This is a genomic window from Salinicola avicenniae (assembly GCF_023736115.1).
Lineage (GTDB): Bacteria > Pseudomonadota > Gammaproteobacteria > Pseudomonadales > Halomonadaceae > Salinicola > Salinicola avicenniae.
In genome coordinates this window covers 22,792-39,576 of record NZ_JAKQZC010000004.1, presented here as the reverse complement: position 1 = coordinate 39,576, position 16,785 = coordinate 22,792, and the positions used below count along the sequence as shown (strand labels likewise).

The 16,785-nt window shown below is 62.6% G+C and carries 22 protein-coding genes; 6 read left to right on the top strand and 16 right to left on the bottom strand.

Annotated elements, in window-relative coordinates:
• Positions 1–5: 5 nt before the first annotated feature.
• The 7 genes from sctL to MC381_RS09545 form a co-directional block, all read right to left on the bottom strand.
• Positions 6–629: a type III secretion system stator protein SctL gene (sctL, locus tag MC381_RS09575; protein WP_251977527.1), complete on the bottom strand. Its 624-nt coding sequence runs from the start codon at positions 627–629 to the stop codon at positions 6–8.
• Between the two features lie 25 nt (positions 630–654).
• Positions 655–1,194 carry a hypothetical protein gene (locus MC381_RS09570; RefSeq protein WP_251977526.1) on the bottom strand — a complete coding sequence of 180 codons (540 nt, stop codon included), beginning with the start codon at positions 1,192–1,194 and terminating at the stop codon, positions 655–657.
• Entirely contained in the window at positions 1,191–2,093 is a 903-nt protein-coding gene (gene sctJ, locus MC381_RS09565) for a type III secretion system inner membrane ring lipoprotein SctJ (protein ID WP_251977525.1), read from the bottom strand. The genes MC381_RS09570 and sctJ overlap by 4 nt, the downstream gene beginning before the upstream one ends.
• Positions 2,094–2,191: 98 nt before the next feature.
• Entirely contained in the window at positions 2,192–2,584 is a 393-nt protein-coding gene (locus MC381_RS09560) for an EscI/YscI/HrpB family type III secretion system inner rod protein (protein WP_251977524.1), read from the bottom strand.
• A gap of 84 nt (positions 2,585–2,668) precedes the next feature.
• Entirely contained in the window at positions 2,669–2,935 is a 267-nt protein-coding gene (locus MC381_RS09555) for a hypothetical protein (RefSeq protein ID WP_251977523.1), read from the bottom strand.
• 284 nt (positions 2,936–3,219) lie between these two features.
• The gene (locus tag MC381_RS09550; protein WP_251977522.1) at positions 3,220–3,924 is read right to left on the bottom strand and encodes a hypothetical protein; all 705 of its coding nucleotides are present in this window, start codon (positions 3,922–3,924) and stop codon (positions 3,220–3,222) included.
• 168 nt (positions 3,925–4,092) lie between these two features.
• The gene (locus tag MC381_RS09545) at positions 4,093–4,692 is read right to left on the bottom strand and encodes an RNA polymerase sigma factor (RefSeq protein ID WP_251977521.1); all 600 of its coding nucleotides are present in this window, start codon (positions 4,690–4,692) and stop codon (positions 4,093–4,095) included.
• A gap of 612 nt (positions 4,693–5,304) precedes the next feature.
• Between MC381_RS09545 and MC381_RS09540 the strand changes: the two genes are divergently transcribed.
• From MC381_RS09540 to MC381_RS09515, 6 genes are all read left to right on the top strand, one after another.
• Positions 5,305–5,523, top strand: coding sequence for a type III secretion protein HrpF (locus tag MC381_RS09540; RefSeq protein ID WP_251977520.1), 219 nt, complete (start codon positions 5,305–5,307; stop codon positions 5,521–5,523).
• A 149-nt stretch (positions 5,524–5,672) separates the two neighbouring features.
• Positions 5,673–6,059 carry a hypothetical protein gene (locus MC381_RS09535; RefSeq protein WP_251977519.1) on the top strand — a complete coding sequence of 129 codons (387 nt, stop codon included), beginning with the start codon at positions 5,673–5,675 and terminating at the stop codon, positions 6,057–6,059.
• A 45-nt stretch (positions 6,060–6,104) separates the two neighbouring features.
• A complete protein-coding gene (sctC, locus tag MC381_RS09530; protein ID WP_251977518.1) occupies positions 6,105–8,276 on the top strand; it encodes a type III secretion system outer membrane ring subunit SctC in 2,172 nt (723 codons plus the stop codon).
• Complete coding sequence (gene hrpT / locus MC381_RS09525; RefSeq protein ID WP_251977517.1) at positions 8,273–8,482, top strand: HrpT family type III secretion system protein; 210 nt, start codon at positions 8,273–8,275, stop codon at positions 8,480–8,482. The genes sctC and hrpT overlap by 4 nt, the downstream gene beginning before the upstream one ends.
• A gap of 16 nt (positions 8,483–8,498) precedes the next feature.
• A complete protein-coding gene (locus MC381_RS09520) occupies positions 8,499–8,852 on the top strand; it encodes a hypothetical protein (RefSeq protein ID WP_251977516.1) in 354 nt (117 codons plus the stop codon).
• A gap of 94 nt (positions 8,853–8,946) precedes the next feature.
• Positions 8,947–9,345: a CesT family type III secretion system chaperone gene (locus MC381_RS09515; RefSeq protein WP_251977515.1), complete on the top strand. Its 399-nt coding sequence runs from the start codon at positions 8,947–8,949 to the stop codon at positions 9,343–9,345.
• A gap of 59 nt (positions 9,346–9,404) precedes the next feature.
• On the opposite strand, the gene sctU is transcribed toward MC381_RS09515, so the two are convergent.
• The 9 genes from sctU to MC381_RS09470 form a co-directional block, all read right to left on the bottom strand.
• Positions 9,405–10,511 carry a type III secretion system export apparatus subunit SctU gene (gene sctU / locus MC381_RS09510; protein ID WP_251977514.1) on the bottom strand — a complete coding sequence of 369 codons (1,107 nt, stop codon included), beginning with the start codon at positions 10,509–10,511 and terminating at the stop codon, positions 9,405–9,407.
• Between the two features lie 73 nt (positions 10,512–10,584).
• A complete protein-coding gene (gene sctT, locus MC381_RS09505; protein WP_251977513.1) occupies positions 10,585–11,385 on the bottom strand; it encodes a type III secretion system export apparatus subunit SctT in 801 nt (266 codons plus the stop codon).
• Between the two features lie 2 nt (positions 11,386–11,387).
• A complete protein-coding gene (sctS, locus tag MC381_RS09500; RefSeq protein ID WP_251977512.1) occupies positions 11,388–11,648 on the bottom strand; it encodes a type III secretion system export apparatus subunit SctS in 261 nt (86 codons plus the stop codon).
• A gap of 7 nt (positions 11,649–11,655) precedes the next feature.
• Positions 11,656–12,309: a type III secretion system export apparatus subunit SctR gene (gene sctR / locus MC381_RS09495; RefSeq protein WP_251977511.1), complete on the bottom strand. Its 654-nt coding sequence runs from the start codon at positions 12,307–12,309 to the stop codon at positions 11,656–11,658.
• Positions 12,306–13,409: a FliM/FliN family flagellar motor switch protein gene (locus MC381_RS09490; protein WP_251977510.1), complete on the bottom strand. Its 1,104-nt coding sequence runs from the start codon at positions 13,407–13,409 to the stop codon at positions 12,306–12,308. Before MC381_RS09490 ends, sctR begins: the two co-directional genes overlap by 4 nt.
• A complete protein-coding gene (locus tag MC381_RS09485; RefSeq protein ID WP_251977509.1) occupies positions 13,406–14,005 on the bottom strand; it encodes a type III secretion system HrpP C-terminal domain-containing protein in 600 nt (199 codons plus the stop codon). The genes MC381_RS09490 and MC381_RS09485 overlap by 4 nt, the downstream gene beginning before the upstream one ends.
• Positions 14,002–14,433, bottom strand: coding sequence for a type III secretion system stalk subunit SctO (gene sctO / locus MC381_RS09480; RefSeq protein ID WP_251977508.1), 432 nt, complete (start codon positions 14,431–14,433; stop codon positions 14,002–14,004). Before sctO ends, MC381_RS09485 begins: the two co-directional genes overlap by 4 nt.
• Positions 14,423–15,775, bottom strand: a complete 1,353-nt coding sequence (locus MC381_RS09475; RefSeq protein WP_251977507.1) for a FliI/YscN family ATPase — start codon at positions 15,773–15,775, stop codon at positions 14,423–14,425. The genes sctO and MC381_RS09475 overlap by 11 nt, the downstream gene beginning before the upstream one ends.
• Positions 15,775–16,707, bottom strand: a complete 933-nt coding sequence (locus MC381_RS09470) for an FHA domain-containing protein (protein WP_251977506.1) — start codon at positions 16,705–16,707, stop codon at positions 15,775–15,777. Before MC381_RS09470 ends, MC381_RS09475 begins: the two co-directional genes overlap by 1 nt.
• Between the last annotated feature and the right edge of the window lie 78 nt (positions 16,708–16,785).

The window sequence follows — 16,785 nt, the reverse complement described above, 5'->3', positions numbered from 1 at the left end:
CTCGATCATGGCTCGACAGGACGCGCCTCATGTTCGGCGCTTTCCACGGCATTGATCAGGCTCTGGCAAACGGCCTGCCAGGAGATCGAGAAATGTCCGGTATCGGTCTCCAGACACAGTGTCTCCTCCTCCAGTTGAGGATCACCATTGACTTTCCAGGGCCACGGAGAGCCGTCGTCGGCAGACATCGCCAACGCTTCTTGCACTTCAGGCAATTTCGCCGGATGACAAGACAAGCGTGCTTCGATCTCGGGACTACGGGCACGCGACAGTTCGCCAAGCATTGACTCGAGGCGTGCCATGCTCGGCGTTTCCTCGAATACACGCGCCAGTGCCTGTTTGACCAGTTCACTAGCGTGCAGCTCGATCGAGTGCCACATGACTTCACGTTCGTGGGACCATGCCTCCAGCAGCTCGGTGGCCTGCCGCCAGAATTCGCCTTCGCAGCGCGTCAGCAGGGCATCGCGATCGGCGTATGCGCTTTCCTCGATACTCAAGGCCTGAGATTCCGCTCGCGCCACAATGGCCTCGGCACGCCCACAATCTTCGAACGTCTCGCGGGGAATCAGCGCCTGTTTCAGGCACGGGCGATCATCGGGGCGAGCGTGCAACGTCCGGCGCGTCAGCATCTCCGGTTCCCCTTTGCGAACATGTTCATCGATCCGCGTCCTGACTCTGCCAGATCGCGGCTTGCCAGAAGGTCTCCAACCGCCCGGCATGCAGCGCCCCCGGGCGTGGCTGGTGCTCAAGGCTAGCCACACGCTGGCGGCAGAAACGCAGACGCAGGCGTGCCCAGCAAGGCTCGCTGACCCACTCGCGCAGCAACATCAGGACGTCGCCCCCGGGTTCGAGCCAGTGTCCCGGCCTGAGCCCCCGGGCAATGCGTTCGCACCAGCGATGTTGCGCTACAGTCAGCCCCGTTTCGCGACCGGGATCGCACATGGTGCTCGCCAGGGCCAACGTCAATTGCCACCGCGTCGGCGCGGACAGCACCAAGGCCTGCAGCGCCTCGTCAGCCCTTTCCGGCATGGCAGGCTCGATACCGAACTCGACGCCGATCGACTGGTGATAGCCTTCCGCCAGACCCGCTAGCCTCTGCGGTGACAACGACTGCAACGAGGTAGGCCACCAGGATTCATGGGCTTGCCACCATGGCTGTGACCACCATCGAACCCAGCCAAGTGCTTCGTTCATGGCGGAGCATCCCGATAGGACGAGCTGCCCTCGTCATCATGTGGCGGTGGTGGCGTATCGTTACTGGCCCCCGCTGGCATACCGAGGATGTCCGAAATACTGCCGTCAGGACGCGAATCGCTTCGAGGCGCCGCGACCTGTTGCCCCTGGCGCACCGAATTCGCCCGGTGCCGCAGGCGCCACATCCCCAGGGCGGCGACGCCAATCAAGAGGATGCCTACGCCTACTGCCAAATTGCGCCAGAATCCGATGCGTTCCTGAGGCAGCAGGAAGGGGCCGAAAGCCGCAAGCTGGGGCTGCTCGGCCTGATAGGTCTGGGCGGGCACGAAGACCACGGACAGCTTGTCGCCGCCGTCGGCGCCGGCCATTCCCGGAATACTGCCGGCTACCAGCTGCCGGACTCGCGCACGCATGACATCCGGATCGAGCCGGTCGTTGTGCTTGAGAAATACCGATGCCGAGGCCGGCTGCACGGGTTCGCCGGGCGCAACTCGGTCTGGCAATACCACCTGTACGCGCGCCGAAACGACGCCGTCGATCTGTCCCAGGGTCGACTCCAGCTCCTGGGACAGGGAATAGATATATCGTGCCTTCTCGGCAAAGGGGGTCGAGATGATGCCGTCTTTCTTGAAGACTTCGCCGAGGTCAGTTCGCGTCTTGCGAGGCAAGCCGGCGGCATTGAGCGCCTCGACCGCGCGCTGGGTATCGGTCGGGTCGATCAGGACGGCGATACCCTCATCGCCACTCGCCCGAGACGCCGGAATCTGCTGACGCCTGAGTTCGGCCAGTACATCGTTGGCATTGCGCTCGGAAAGACCGCTGTACAACTGGCTCTGGCCATCACAACCCGCCAGGAGCATCACCATCAGCGCCGCCAGCAGCAGCAGACCTGTTTTCAAGACGGCAGGATGGTAGGAAGCTCCCTCAGCAGGGCGCTTTTGATGTCCCATGGTGCTCGCGATGACAAAGCCTTGCATCCGCATAGTCGGTCACTCGCTTACTGCATGCTGGTCAGTTTATCGAGTCCCTTGACACCGCTTCCTACCATCTTCGCCATCAGGCGCGTCTTGATGTCGTAGTCTGAAACCTCATGCAGACTGTCCAACATATTCGATGGCGCCGGATCTTTCGCCACTTTCAAGAGGCTGTCCTGAAAACGATTTGAAGTCTTTTCGTAGTCGTTGACATACTTCGCCATAGACTCCGAAATGCCGTCACTCGAGACTTTTTGTTTCGATGCTCCCGTTGACAGATGTCGGGAAAACTCAGCATTGAACAGCTCGATATCTGCCGTTTGCGGGCTGCCGGCAACGGATGCATGACGCGGCGCGTCGATACCACCATTCGCTGCCGGCAGGACGGAAACCTGCGTGGAATAACTCTGTGCCATGGTACCAAGCTCCTCGAATTCGATAGCTACCCCGCCGGCATTTCCACCAAGCGGGGCGGCAGTATCGAACAGATGCGTCAGGGCTTACTGATACTTGTCCAGCGCTTGGTCGGTCTTGCTGGCCGCCTGCATCTGCATGCCTTCGACACGCGTCATCTTGCCGATCTCCAACTGCGTCTTGCCGGCCTCGGCCGAGAAGTCCATATAGTCGGAATAGGCCTGGCTTAGTTCGCCCATGGTGTTGCGGCTGGCCCCTTCGGTGCCCTGCAGGTTGGCACCGACACCGGCCGCGCTATTGAGCGTTCCACTCAGGCCACCGAGACCACCCAGGATGTTGTTCATGATGCTCATGCTGATTACTCCAGTCATTTAAGGAAAACAGACAGACCTGCCACTTGCGGTTCACGACACCCATCAGGTTTTCGCAATCGCAGGCTTCCTGCTCGATAATCTAGGTGGAAGAAGAGCGAGAGTGGTTCCAGAATTTCTTTTCTCTCTTTCTCTTTTCTGCCATGCGACATCGACTCATTCACCGAGCCTTCCACGTTAGTGTCGCTGGCACCCTCGACACCGAACAGACTTCTTTCTCGGCCACTTTCTCACCGGTCATCAAAGGCATAATCGACAGTCATTCTTTAGAAGACGATCTGATTGCTGCCTTGGTTTCCTCCCTGAAAACCGGCGTCGATCACACCGGCGGGGAGGCCACCGTCCTTGACCGGTCCTGCTCCCATCGATGCCGGCAGACCGCCACGGTCTCCCGCTGGTTGCCCCAGCATGTCACCGATGGCGGACGCCAACTCGCCAGCCAGCGCCTGCATCGCCGAGCCACCCATCCCTCCGGCGTCCGGCTGCCCTCCCCCACTCAGAGACTGCAGCGTTCCGAGCGCTTCCTGAACCTGCTGAAGCCCCGAAGAGAGATCGCTAGACGCCTGACTCAAGGGCTGCAGCGCCTGCGTGAGCCCCTGCAGGCCACTACCGCCACCGGGTGCCGAGGCCTCACCCCCGGAGAGACCGTTCATGCCACTGGCCGGCGAACCCGTCGCAGACTGGCCGTCACCGGACGACCCACCCTGGTCGAGCAGCTGGACCAGCGCTTTCAGCAGCATTTGAACCAGCCCCTCCATGCTGCTTTGATCCCCTTGCCCGGTACTGGACGGGTCATCCGCACTTTGACTAGGCGCCTGCTGGCTATCCAAAAGGCTGCCGAGCACCTGTGCCAGCGCCTCGACCAACTGCATCATCTGCTGCCCACTGAGACCGCCAGCCTGCCCGCGGTCCATGGCAACTCCCCCCATGGTCGAGGACGGCGTCGTAACATTACCGATCGCTTGATTCATTCGGCTTCTCCCGTATCGCTATCGTGAGGAAGACGGCTGACCGGTACCTCGAACTCGAGGCAGGCCAACCCGAGAGGCCCATGCCGCTCTCTTGCTGAGTGAAATTTTTACGCGGCAGGTTCCCTCGTCAAGGCAAGCCGAAGGCGGTCAGGACATCAAAGACATGCGCTATTGAGACGCTTCCCTAAGCTGCGCACGAGCCCTGGAAAGACGAGAACGAACCGTACCGACTGCGACGCCCAATCGTTGAGCCGTATCCTGATAGCTGCCGTCGCTTTCCAATCGAGCTTCCAGCGTGGCCCGCATATCTCCCGGCAACTGCTGGATTTTTTCCAATGTCAGGTGCAGGCGCTGCTGACACTCAGCGCGGCGATCAGGGTCGATGGAGCTGAGGTAAAAAACATCGATATCTCCCGATGCAATATCGTCGATGTTACTGGCAGAGGGACGCATCGTGTTCTGGAAGTATTTCCTGACGAGGTTGAGCGCAATCCCACAGACCCACGTTTCCGGCGAAGAGACGCTGGCATATCGACTCCGGTTTCGCCATGCCTCGAGATACGTCTGCTGGATCACATCCTCGGCATCTTGAGACTGAAACATTCTCTTACGAACGAAGTTTTCGACTTTCCGACTTCCGGTACTGAGAAGCCGCTCTAGCTCAACACGTTTGGAAGGTGGCGGCATCCCTTCGATGTCGAGACAACGTGCAGCCATCCCCAGAGAATGACCGACTTCTCGCGTCTTCGAGTCACAATGAACGACCATGGAATCCTCAACTTTTCACGTCAAAAAATAGAGTGAAATCATGAAAGCGCCCCTTTTTTGGAGATGTATCAGGGCACTTCATGACTCAGCGGTTTTTAATTGAACGGTACGACAACAACAACAAGTTGAGTCAAAACAATGATGTTTTGTGATTCATCGTGTTTATTTTTATACATTCTTGAAATAAAAGTTTTCTTTCTACGCTTTAGAAAACAGGTGGATAAGTGGGATTTGCTGAATGCAAAACAACCCGGAACATAGCGAAACTTCAAAGCAACATATTGAAAACAGTCACTCGCTTTACGTCTAAATTAGCAATAAGCGAATACAGGATTTGTTAAACAAATCAGGACCGAATGGTTCATTTCTTGAGAGGATTACAAGCATTTAAATCACGCAAAACGCTCGAATGAAGCGGAGTCATCGTCATTGGCACCCTATGACACCAGTGGCATGACATGGCGATTCAACGTCTCCAGCGAATGTTGGAGCATCGAGTCGGGAACCGTTCGTGGAAAATGATCACACAACGACAGCATCCCGCAGATCAGCGGGCATCGGTTACGACCGGACAACGTCATTGCCCCCCACACCACGGTAAGGAGAGCCGCCATGGCTTCGATCAGCGCCGATCAACGACACATGGACAATCGTTTCGAACACGCCATGAAAGAAATCAGCAAGGCCGCACTGACCAGTACCGGCTCACCGGAGGATATGGCGCAGTTTTCCAACCTGGTTCAGCAGGCCAGCGGTATCCAGTACGCGGTGACCAACAACGCAAAGTACAACCATAACCTGGCGACCAAGATCATCGATTCGATGCCCTGAGATGCGGTGCCCTGAGATGCGAAGCCTGGGATGGTGAAGCCAGGCATCATGGTGGGCGATCGACTCGATGTGGCAGGAAGCGATGCGCGTGGCCAAAGCCGCCGCACGGCACCGCCTCGCAAATGGAACCGATACGATGAACCTAACCGATGGAATCTCCCGAGTTTGAGCAATACCTGTGCCGCTGGTGCACCGATCCGAGTGCGCCACCGCTGGCCGCGGAGTTCGACGATCAGGCGGCGCGGCTTCGACATGTCGCCCACGGTGTCCGTATCGATATCCATCTGCCGCTGCCGGAGAACGACGGGCAGTGGCGCGCCACCTTGCAGTGCGCTGGCGCGTCCACGGCAGCCCACCCGGGGTCGCTGGCTCTCAACCCGGACGATGGTGACCTCTGGCTGATCGCGATTGTCCGCGAGGCAACCGGGAATGCGGTCCTGGACACGCTGGAGACCCTTCTGAACCAACGCGACAGCTACCAGCAAATCGCGAATGACCAGCCCCTCCCCGGCGGCGCCATGCCGGCCGGAAGTTAAGCCCAGTTAGAGTTGAGCCCAGTTAGAGAGCGAGTCCCAATGCCCATGAAACGAGGTGTCCTGGCACGGTTACGCTCCGCGCCTTCGTCAAGACGGCTGCCCCCGGGGGGGCGCCACGTACCGCGGGGAGCGGCGCTACTGTTATCGGCCGTATTGATGATCGGCACCGGAGACGCCGAGGCGGTCGCGCCAGAGACCTGGCAGGACGCCTCGTATGCCTACGCGGCAAACGGTATGTCGCTGCAGGGCGTCATCCGCGATTTTGCCCAGACATTCGGAGTCATTCCGCGTATCGAGGCATCGGTCACCGGTACGGTCGAAGGCAACCTGTCAGCGAATTCGGCCAGTGACGCGCTCGATCGGCTAGCCAACCAGTTCCATTTCCAGTGGTTCGTCTACAACAACACGTTGTACGTCAGCCCGACCTCGAGCGAGACGTCGGCAAGGATCGAGATCTCGGCCGACGCCGCGCCGGACCTGCGCCAGGCCCTGACAGATATCGGCCTGCTCGACGCGCGCTTCGGCTGGGGCGAGATCCCTGATGAAGGCGTGGTGCTGGTCACTGGCCCGACACGTTACGTCGAGCTGGTGCGCCGCTTCGCGAGAGAGCGCAAGTCCGAGGACGAGAAACAGGAGGTCATCAGCTTCTCGCTGCGTTACGCGCAGGTGGGCGATCGCCAGATCAGCTACCGAGACAAGTCGCTGACCATTCCCGGCGTGGCCAGCATCCTCACTGACCTGCTCAATCCGGAAGGCGGTGACCAGACGCGCTACAGCGGCTTCACGGCCGCCAGTCAGAGCGGCCCAGGCAGCACGGGGGCCGCGCTGGGCAGCCTCGACGGTTTCAGCAACGAAGTGGCGCAGGGGCTGATCAGCCAGGCCAGACCCCGCGACCGTTCGGAGCTACGTCGCCTCGCCGGTGACGAGGAGGGCATTCGCGTCGCCGCCGATATCCGCAACAACGCGGTGCTGATCTATGACGATCCCGAGCGACGGCCGCTCTATCAGAACCTGATCGATCAATTGGACGTCCCGCGGGATCTGGTCGAGGTGGATGCCATCATCGTCGACATCGACCGGGATCGCCTTGGCGCGCTCTCCTCGAACTGGCAGGTCGAGAACGGCAACTTCGATGCCGGCGCCTCGATGATTCCGCAAGGCAGCAACTCCACCATCTACATCAACGACTACGATAACTTCTTTGCCCAGCTGCGCGCGCTGGAGGGCGAGGGCTCGGCGACACTCGTCGCCAATCCGTCGATTCTGACCATCGACAACCAGCCTGCCGTCATCGACCTGAGCGATACCGACTACATCACGGCGGTCGGCGAGCGGGTCGCCAATATCCAGCCGGTCACCGCGGGAACCACCCTACGGGTCATCCCCCATGTCATCCGCGAGAATCAGCCACAGACCGACCTGTCGCCGCGGGACGTCATCCAGATGGACGTCAACGTGGAGGACGGACAGATCGAGGAGTCCAGCATCAACCCCGGTCTGCCCGGCGTCAGCCGCGCCACGGTCAGCACGCAGGCCGTAGTGGATGAAAAGCGGTCGCTGGTCATCGGCGGATTCCACTCCCGCGAGAATAGTCGCGAGCGTCGACGCGTGCCGATCCTGGGGCATATTCCCATTTTGGGCGATCTGTTCTTCTCCTCGTCCGAGAGCGAGAGCCGCCAACGCGAGCGCCTCTTCATCATTACCCCGCGTCTGCTCGGCGATCAGGTGAATCCCTCCGAGTACCTGCCACCCTCGGATCGCTATGGCGTCAACAACACGCTGGACCGCATCGATCAGCGCCGCGCATCGGAGATCGAGCGTCCTGCGGTCGAGCAGGCTCTGGCCAACCTGGCGGCCAGCCGAATCCCGGCCGGTTTCTCACCGGGCGAGCCGCCGGAGACGCCGAGCGCGCTGTGCCGGTCGACGGCCGAGATGGCGATTCAGCAAGACCAACAGCAGTGGTACCGCGGCGATCAGTTCGATGTCGGCATTACCGTGGTGCGCAACCTCACCGACGAGCGTCGGCGCTTCGACGAAATCCACTGCAACGGCCGACGGACCCTGGCCGTGGCCGCCTGGCCCCGAGTCTGGCTAGCGCCGGGCGAGCAGACCGAAGTCCTCGTCGCCACGCGACATCCCGAACCGCTACCGCCCGGCACGCAACAACGTGCATCGCTGCTGACGCCTGACAATCGCTCTACGGGAGATCATCAGTGAACCATGTTCCACGTCTTTTCATCGTGTCGATCCTCCTGGCCCTGCTGGCGGGATGCGCCTCCCGCCAGGAGTGCACGGATCTTAGCTGTCAGCGGCCGGCGGCCACGCCGGATTCGATGGTGATCTGGTGGTCCCCTGCCATGCAGACCGCAACCGAAGCCGCGGAATCCTCGGATTACAGCCGGGTTCGCGTCCCCGTGAACTAGCCCTTGGAGCCTCGACATGGCACAAGTTGAATCGCGCACCCGCTTTATCGAGCGGACAGCGGCGGGCGCCGATGTCCAGTGGCCGGCGGCGCTCGGCGTCGAGTTCGCGCATCACCACATCGGGGCAGCTGGCTGCCTGGAAATGCGTCTGTACCCGAATGCCCACGCCCCCCGTCAAATCGAAGCGACCCTGATCCGTCGCTACGAGCATGCCGAAGCCTTTCAGGACTGCTCAATCGTCATGGACGACGACGCGCTCGTCATCCGGCACCGGATGACGGCATCGCTTCTCGCCCCCCGCGCCATCGAAGCCTTCATCGATCAGGCGATCGCCCTATGCGACCTGCCCGCCGCCACGGCGGCCCCGTGAAGCGGCTGAACCGTGCCGTACGGCGCAGAGTTTCAACGCGGCCGTCGGATGTCTTCCCCGGCTTTTCTCTCTCGCTCACTTTCGGATACTTTCCATGACCCTCTCGTCTTCCGACGCCTCGACCTCCTGCATTGCGGCCCTTGGCGAGCGCCTGGGCATCCCGCTGACGCTTCGCGACGGCGCCTGTGCCCTGTTCGATACACATCACCGCGAGGCGGCGATTATCGAGTTCACCCCCGACCAGGACCTGGTGACCGTGCATCGCCAGCTACGCTCTGCCGCCGAGACGAGCGCTCTCGATGCCAGCGCCATGCTACGGATCAACGCCGATCAGGCAAGGCTTGCCGGCAGTTGGCTAGTGCTGGACGACAGGGAAGCGCTGCGCCTGATGACCGTCGTGCCACTCTCCCTGCTCTCGACCAACATCTTCTGCGACTGGGTCACGGGGTTCATGCAGGTCGCCCAGGAGGTCGACGCCTGGCTACCGGACTAGGATTCGTACGAAAAGTCGGCGAGCACAGGCAGTTTTCGCACAAAGCCTAGGCCGTAACGTCACGGCGAGAAGACGCTGTCCGGCACTTCGATCACGTCACCCTCTAGCGAGGCATCGAGCTGGCGCAGCATGCCGTAGAGCTGGGCCACGCCGCGTAGCGTCTCGCGCGGGATATAACTGCCGACATCGGTGGGATAGATCGCCCGCGCGAGGCGAATGCACTGCAGGACCGGAATCTGGTGGCGGTGCGCCTGCGCGATCAAGTCACGAGCCTCCGCATCACCGCCCTTGATCAACAGTTTGGGCAGCGCCGTCTCCTCAGGTCGATAGTAGAGCGCCACGGCGACATGGGTCGGATTGACCACCAGCATGTCCGCATCCTCGATCCGGGCGTCATTGGCCGGCGGCTGATTCAGCAGCTCCATCGAGCGTTCTCGCTGCGCCTGCTTGACCTCCGGCTTGCCCTGGGTCTCCTTGCTCTCTTTCTTCAGATCCTCGTGACTCATGCGCATCTTGCGGGCGAAGAAGAACTTCTGGATCCCCAGGTCGCCGACCGACAGCACGATCAGCACCGCGAACGTGAAATAGAGCACCTGCCGGAACAGCGCGATCAGGCCAAGCCAGAATTGCTGCAGATCCGCCGTGACCAGCAGGATAAGCGTACCGAGCGCCGGGCTGAGCACGGCGTAGACCACCAGCGAGATAAAGATCGCCTTGAGCACGTTCAGCAGCAGATCCATGAAGGCCTTGCCGGAAAATTTCTCCTTGAAGTTGGTCACCGGATTGAGCTTCTTGATATCCGGCTTGACGGCTTCCGGCGCAAACAGGAAGCCGAACTGCAGCCAGCTGCCGAACGCGCGCATGAGCATGGCGGTGGCAATCGTGACCAGCAGGAAGTAGGCCAATATGCCGAACGCCCCGTTCAGCACCAAGTCGAGGGCCGCCGGAAACGGCATTTCGAGATGTCCAAGTGGCAGCAGCACCAGCGTCTGCAGTCGCGCCAAGCTACTCGCGGACAGATCCAGCGCCATCTCGCTGATCACAAGCAGGATCAGTAGCTTGGGGAAGTCCTGACTCTGTGCGACCTGTCCTTTCTTGCGTTGATCATCGAGTTTCTTGGGCGTCGCCCTCTGATTCTTTTCTCCCCCGCCTTCCCCCTCGCTCATGCTCTGCCCCTTATCCCGGTGAATGCTTGCCTGCCTGTCGACGTCGGCGAGATATCCGCCGAACCGCCACGCTTCAAGGCGGCGCCTGGAACAGCCCTGTCAGCGTCGCCGGCAGATCGTTCAGGAGATCGACACGTTGCGCCATCAGATCCAGCAGTGTCGGCAGATACAGCAAGAGAAACGCGAAGCCGATGAGGCTCTTGGCCGGCACGGAGAGCAGAAAGACGTTGAGCTGAGGGCTGAACAGATTCATTACCCCCATGGCGAACTCCACCAGTAGCATCACGACGATGAAGGGGGCGGCGTAGAGCACCATGTGTCTCAGCGTCTCGTCGAGCACCCCGAGAAAGATCTCGAAGCCGTCCGGCGCCACGCGCGGAAACCAGGCGGTCGGCGGCCACAGCTTGTAGCTGTCCCAGATCAACTGCACCAGCCCGGAAAAACCCAGCACCATGATCAGCAGGTAGATGGTGATATCGCGAAAAAGACGACCGGTCGGTGTATCGCTGGGCCCGAAGTTCGGGTTGATCTGCCCGCCCATCAGGGCACCGCGCTGACTGTCGAACAGGGCACCGACGGATTCGAACATCCAGAACGGCATGGCCAGCAGGATGCCGATGACGCCGCCCAGCAGCAGCTCCTTGGCGAGAAGGCCGACGAAACCCAGAACGCCGAGCGTCTCGACGCTCAGGAACTCGCGGATGCCGGGGGCCGGGATCAACGCCAGTGCCAGTACGATGGCGTGTCGCGGTAGCCCCTTGAGATATTCGGCGCTGAACACGGGGATCAGGAGCACGCAGGGGTAGAGACGCGCCATGCCGACGCCCACGGCCACGACGAAGTCGAAATCGACGATGCGCAATGGACCGTCCACGCTCACCCCTCGAGGTAGATCAGTTGCTCGAAAGCGTGATTGGCCAGCTCGATCAGTTCGACGCCGACCCAACGAGCGGTCGCGGCCAGCGTGACACTGACCGCCAATAGCTTGATGCCAAAGGGAAGCGTCTGGTCCTGTATCTGCATCATGCCCTGCACGAGCGAGATCAGTACGCCTGCCAGCACCGCCGCAATCAGTGCTGGGGCCGATAGCAGCACGACCAGCGTCATGCCCTGCTTGAGTATCGCCAGCGGTTCCATGCCTGCCTCACTGATACGAGTAGAAGAGACTATCGAGAAGATGCGTCCAGCCGCTCACCATGACGAACAGCAGAATCTTCAGCGGCAGCGAGATGGTCATCGGTGACACCATCTGCATCCCCAGCGCCAGCAGCAGGTTGGAGACGATCAGATCGACCACGATGAACGGGATATAGATCAGAAAGCCGCTCTCGAAACCTTTCTGCAGCTCAGACAGCACGAACGCCGGCAGTACGATCACCAGGCTGTCACTACCGACCTCGCGCGATATCTCCTCGGGCCAGATGTCGCGCGTCATGCCATCGAGATGGGCGATCAGGTCAGGATTGGCGTTGCGCTGCATGAAGTCGCTGACCGGCGAGAGCCCGCCGACAACGCTCTCCTGCAGCGTTTCCACGTTGCTGAAATCAGCCGGTGTCTCACGAAAATTTTCCGCCACCGAGTAGCCCACGGGCGCCATGATGAATAGCGTGGCCGCCAGCGCGATACTGTAGATCGCAATGTTCGGCGGGACCTGCTGAACGCCCAGCGCGCTGCGGGTAATCATCAGCACGATCGCGATCTTCAGAAAAGCGGTGCTGACGATCATCAACAGCGGCAACAGCGACATGGCCGCCAGTACCGCCGTCAGCATGATCAGATTGGTCTGCTCCAGGTTCATCCCGAGAGCTCCAGCCGGCTGATCTGCAGCGCCAGTTCGCCGTCCACGCTGACAAGCTCGCCATGCGCCAACGGCCGCTCGCCGTGATAGAGACTGGCCGCGCCGGGGCTGACCCCGGAAAGCGAGACGATGGCGCCCTCGCCCAGCTGGCGCAGCTCTTCGAGCGTCATGCAGATCGAACCGCAGCGCACGGTCAGGGGCAGCGGCAGATCGTCGAAGGCCTCGTGACCGGTTTGGCTGGCGTGCCCCTCGGGCGGCGTCGCATCTGCCCGTGTGGCCTCGCGCTCATAATCCATGCTGGCCGTTTCGGCAGTTTCGTCATGATCCGGTGGCATCGGCTCTCCTCGTTCGTCAGTGATCAACAGATAGGACCCATCGCCAGCCAGCTTGACGGGTAGACGCCGCCGCCCGAGGGGGATAACGCCATCCCCCTCGGGAGTGAAGCGAGCGCTCTCCGGCATGACCACATCGCCGATACGCAGCCCGCGCAGCTCACCGAGCGACAGCCGCAGTATCCCCAGCACCAGCGGCCACTGCATCGCCAGCGTGGCCGGCAGCGGCGGCGCCAGCGTCTGCCACCGGGGCGACTTCAGCACACCGCACAGGGTGTCGGGCGCAAGCGTCAGCGTGCCGCGGGCCTGTATCTCGCCTCGCCGAACGTCGACCGTCAGCGGGATCGTCTCGGCATGCCCCCTCTCGGCACGATTTCCCGCGGGAAAACCGCCCTCGTCCTCTTCTTCACTCGCCACCGTGGCCGGCGCGATACGGCCGAAGACATCACGCACGGCGGCAGCCATGTGTTCTTGGTAGAGCGCCCAGAACCACGCCGCGCCGGGCGTTTCCCCCTCGGCCTGGATCACCGGACAGGCGCCGAGCAGACTGAGTACCGCCCCGGCATCGTCGAGCAGGAAATTGCCATGTTCACAGCGCCACGACACCGAGGTTCGCGTCGTTTCGGGTGTCCCGGCGGCCGGGCGCAGCTGCAGCGTGGCCGGCTCGCCGTCGACGTCAAAGGTGAACGCTCGCCCCTGTCCCAATGCGCGGCGCGCGTGCATCTCGGCCCGAGAACGCCGCGGCAATGACAGCGCCTCGACAGTCATACCGCCCCCTCGTCATCGCCCACGTAAAGCGCCACCGTCTGCCCCAGCGCGGCGCCCAATGCCGTCTCGCAATGCGTCTGCTGCTGGCCGAGAAGCGCGCGCGTCGCCGCCTGCTCCGGATGCAGCGTCATGCACCACCCGTTGGCGTCCTGGCGGGCGCTGACACGAATGCGGCCGAGCCTGGGCAGGTGAATGCCGACCTCCAGCGCCTCCGTCGACGCGGCCTGGAGCGGTGGTGCCAGCGACTTCACCAGCTCGCCGGCGAGCACGCTCGGCGCTGCGCTGCCGAATCCGGTCGTCAACTCGGCTTCCGCCGGTGACGACTGCGGTAGCGCAGCGGGCAGCGGATCCGACAACAGGTGCGCAAACAGCGCGCCGTCATCGCCCCAGGTATCCAGGGCATCGAGATCGAGCGCGTCGAACCGGCGCAGACCCGTGTCGTCGAGCGCCTGTGGTGACATGCCGCCACCGCGGGCAGCGGAGGCCGAGAGCGAGGATGCTTGACCGCCGGACGCCTCCGGCCGACGTCGAAACGGCTCGCGGGCGTCGGCCGTTCGCTCACCGACACCCACGGTGTGGATCGTCCCTGCCGTCATGACGATGCCGCCTCATGAGTGCGCGCGTGATCGAGAATCCGGCGCATTTCATCCAGTTTCTCCAGCCCGATACGCCGCTGTCTCAAGCTGTCGCGATCGGCTTCCAGCTGCGCCTGCTGCGTATCGCGCGACGCCCGCAGCGTCTCCAACGCCGTCTGCCGTTCGGCCAGAGACGTTTTCAGTGCGCTTTCCGCCTGGCTCCACGTGTTCAACTGCGCCAGCGTCACGGCCTTGCCCTGATACTGCGCACTAAGCCTCTCGCGCTCGCGATCATGCTCGACCTGGCCGCTTTCCAGCTGTCGGCGTGCCTGTGCAAGACGCTCATCGAGCGCGTCCAGACGACGGCTGGCCGCCTTGACCTTACGCTCGGCTCGATCCCGCCGGTGACGACGCAGCGTCCGCAGTTCCGCCATGGCTTCAGGTGACATGCTCGGTCAACTCCGCGAGATGGCTGAGGGTCAATGAGATCGGCGAGGGGTCGCGCAGGTCCTGGCGCAGGAAGCGCTCGATCGCCTCATGCGACTCGACGGCCAGATCGGTAAGGGGCTGATGACCGGCCTCGTATTCACCCAGTCTCAGCATCAGCTCGACGTCGGCGTAGGCGGACAGCAGGCGGCGCAGGCTGGCGCCGTCTCGACGATGGTCGTCATCCACCACATTCGCCTGGGTGCGAGACAGGCTCGCCAGGATGTCGATGGCCGGGAAATGACCGCGCTCGGCGAGCTTGCGCGACAGCACGATATGGCCATCGAGTAACGATCGAACCTCGTCGGCGACCGGGTCGTTCATCGAGTCCTGTTCGATCAGCACGGTGTAGAGCGCGGTGATCGCCCCCTGCTCCGCCAAACCGGTGCGCTCCACCAATCGCGGCAGCATGCTGTAGACCGAGGGCGGCAGCCCCCCGCGACCCAGCGGCTCGCCGGCCGCCAGGCCGATCTCCCGCTGGGCGCGGGCGAAACGGGTCAGCGAATCGATCAGCAGCAACACGTGCTTGCCGCGTCGGCGATAGTCTTCCGCGATCGCCGTGGCGGTAAAGGCGGCACGGGCGCGCTCCATGCTGGAGCAGTCGGACGTGGCACACACCACGACGGCCCGGGCGCGCAGCGACGCATCCAGCTCGTGGTCGAGGAATTCACGCAGCTCGCGCCCACGCTCCCCCACCATGCCGAAGACGATGATGTCGCAGTCGACATTGCGGGCGATCTCGGCCAGCAGGGTCGTCTTGCCGCAGCCGGCGCCGGCGAACAGGCCGATCCGCTGCCCCTTGCCCAGCGTCAGCGTGCTATCCAGCGCCCGCACGCCGGTCGACAATGCCTGGGTGATACGCGGCCGCTGCGTCGCCGGCCGCGCGGGACCGATGACATCGGTCGCCCATGGGGCGTGGCGGTCGGCGAAGGCCTCGGGGCCGCCGGGTTCCAACGCCCGCCCGAAACCGTCCAGCACCTGACCGAGCAGTCCGTCGTCGACGCTGACCCGATGGGCATGCCCCAGCGGCTCCACGCGATGATTCAGACAGATGCCTTCGATGCCACCGAGTGCGCTAAGCAGCGCCGCATGTCGATCGAAACCGATGATCTCGGCCAGCAGTTCGCCACCCTCTTCACGCTGGATCCGGCAGAGTTCGCCGACTCTCGCACTGGGCAGACGGCTATGAATCAACGTACCGTTGACCTGCTGCACCGTCCCGTAGGCGCGCAGCGGATCGAACAGCGCGATCTGGGCGAGGTTGCGCTGGTACCAGGCTTCGAGCGTGGGGCGATCTTCCGACATCACCATTTCACCTCGTACCGACGGTTCTCGCCGCGAAAGCTGACGTTGTCCGCGGAGATCGAGGTCAGCGTCAGCCCCTGGACCTGGTCGCCCGGGTAGAGTCGCCGACCGTCCGCCAGCACCACCTGAGCATACTTGCCGCCCACGATCTGGCGAATCTCGAACGGCAGCGTGTTGTCGTAGGTCTCGACACGGTTCTCGACCGCCAGTGCACTGTGGTAGCGCTGGCGGAAGCGATCGAGCATGCGTTCGACGACCGCGCGCTGGCCTTGCGGTATCTCACCGGTGAGTACAATCCGCTCGGCGCTCGGCGCCACATCGACGTAGCGGTCGAGTTCGCGGGCCTCGAGCATGCGTGTCAGGCGGCGTCGGGCATCCGCCACCGACAGCGCCGGCTCGGCCGGCGAAGAAGGCGTCACGCTGACCGTGTCGGGTGGCTCGCCCGGCAACTGGTTGACGAATCCCCAGGTCGTCGTCGCGACCGTGACGATCACCGCCGCCGTGGTCAGACGCTTACCCCAGGAGGGACGCCCGCGACGACGGGGCCTGGCCGGCGCGGGGGCAGCACTCGCCGCACGCTGCCGATCGGCAGATGCCTGCAGACGCCGCTCCGCTTCATCCATGGCGGCATCGCTGGGCCACGCCACATCAGCGCTGGTGATACAGAGCCAGATGCCGGCGATGGCGAAGGGCGTGTTGAGCGCCGGGGCATCCAGCCTGGCATGGGCATGGCCATCCCCATCCCGCAGCGCGCCCTCGAGACACTCGAGCTGCCACTGATCCCCCAGCCGGATGCGCAGGTGACGCGGTGCGATACCTGGGTCGAACAGCACCAGGTCGGCCTCCTCGGCGGCCCCGACCATCCACTGATCGCCGATCAGGGGCAGCGTCGCACCACGATGTAGACCGCTCATGACTCTTAGTTCATACATTGCCGAACTCCGGAAAAGACGTGGTCGACCGCTCGAGACACCGGATACCGTGCGTGGCGGTCACGGACGAGACGCCGA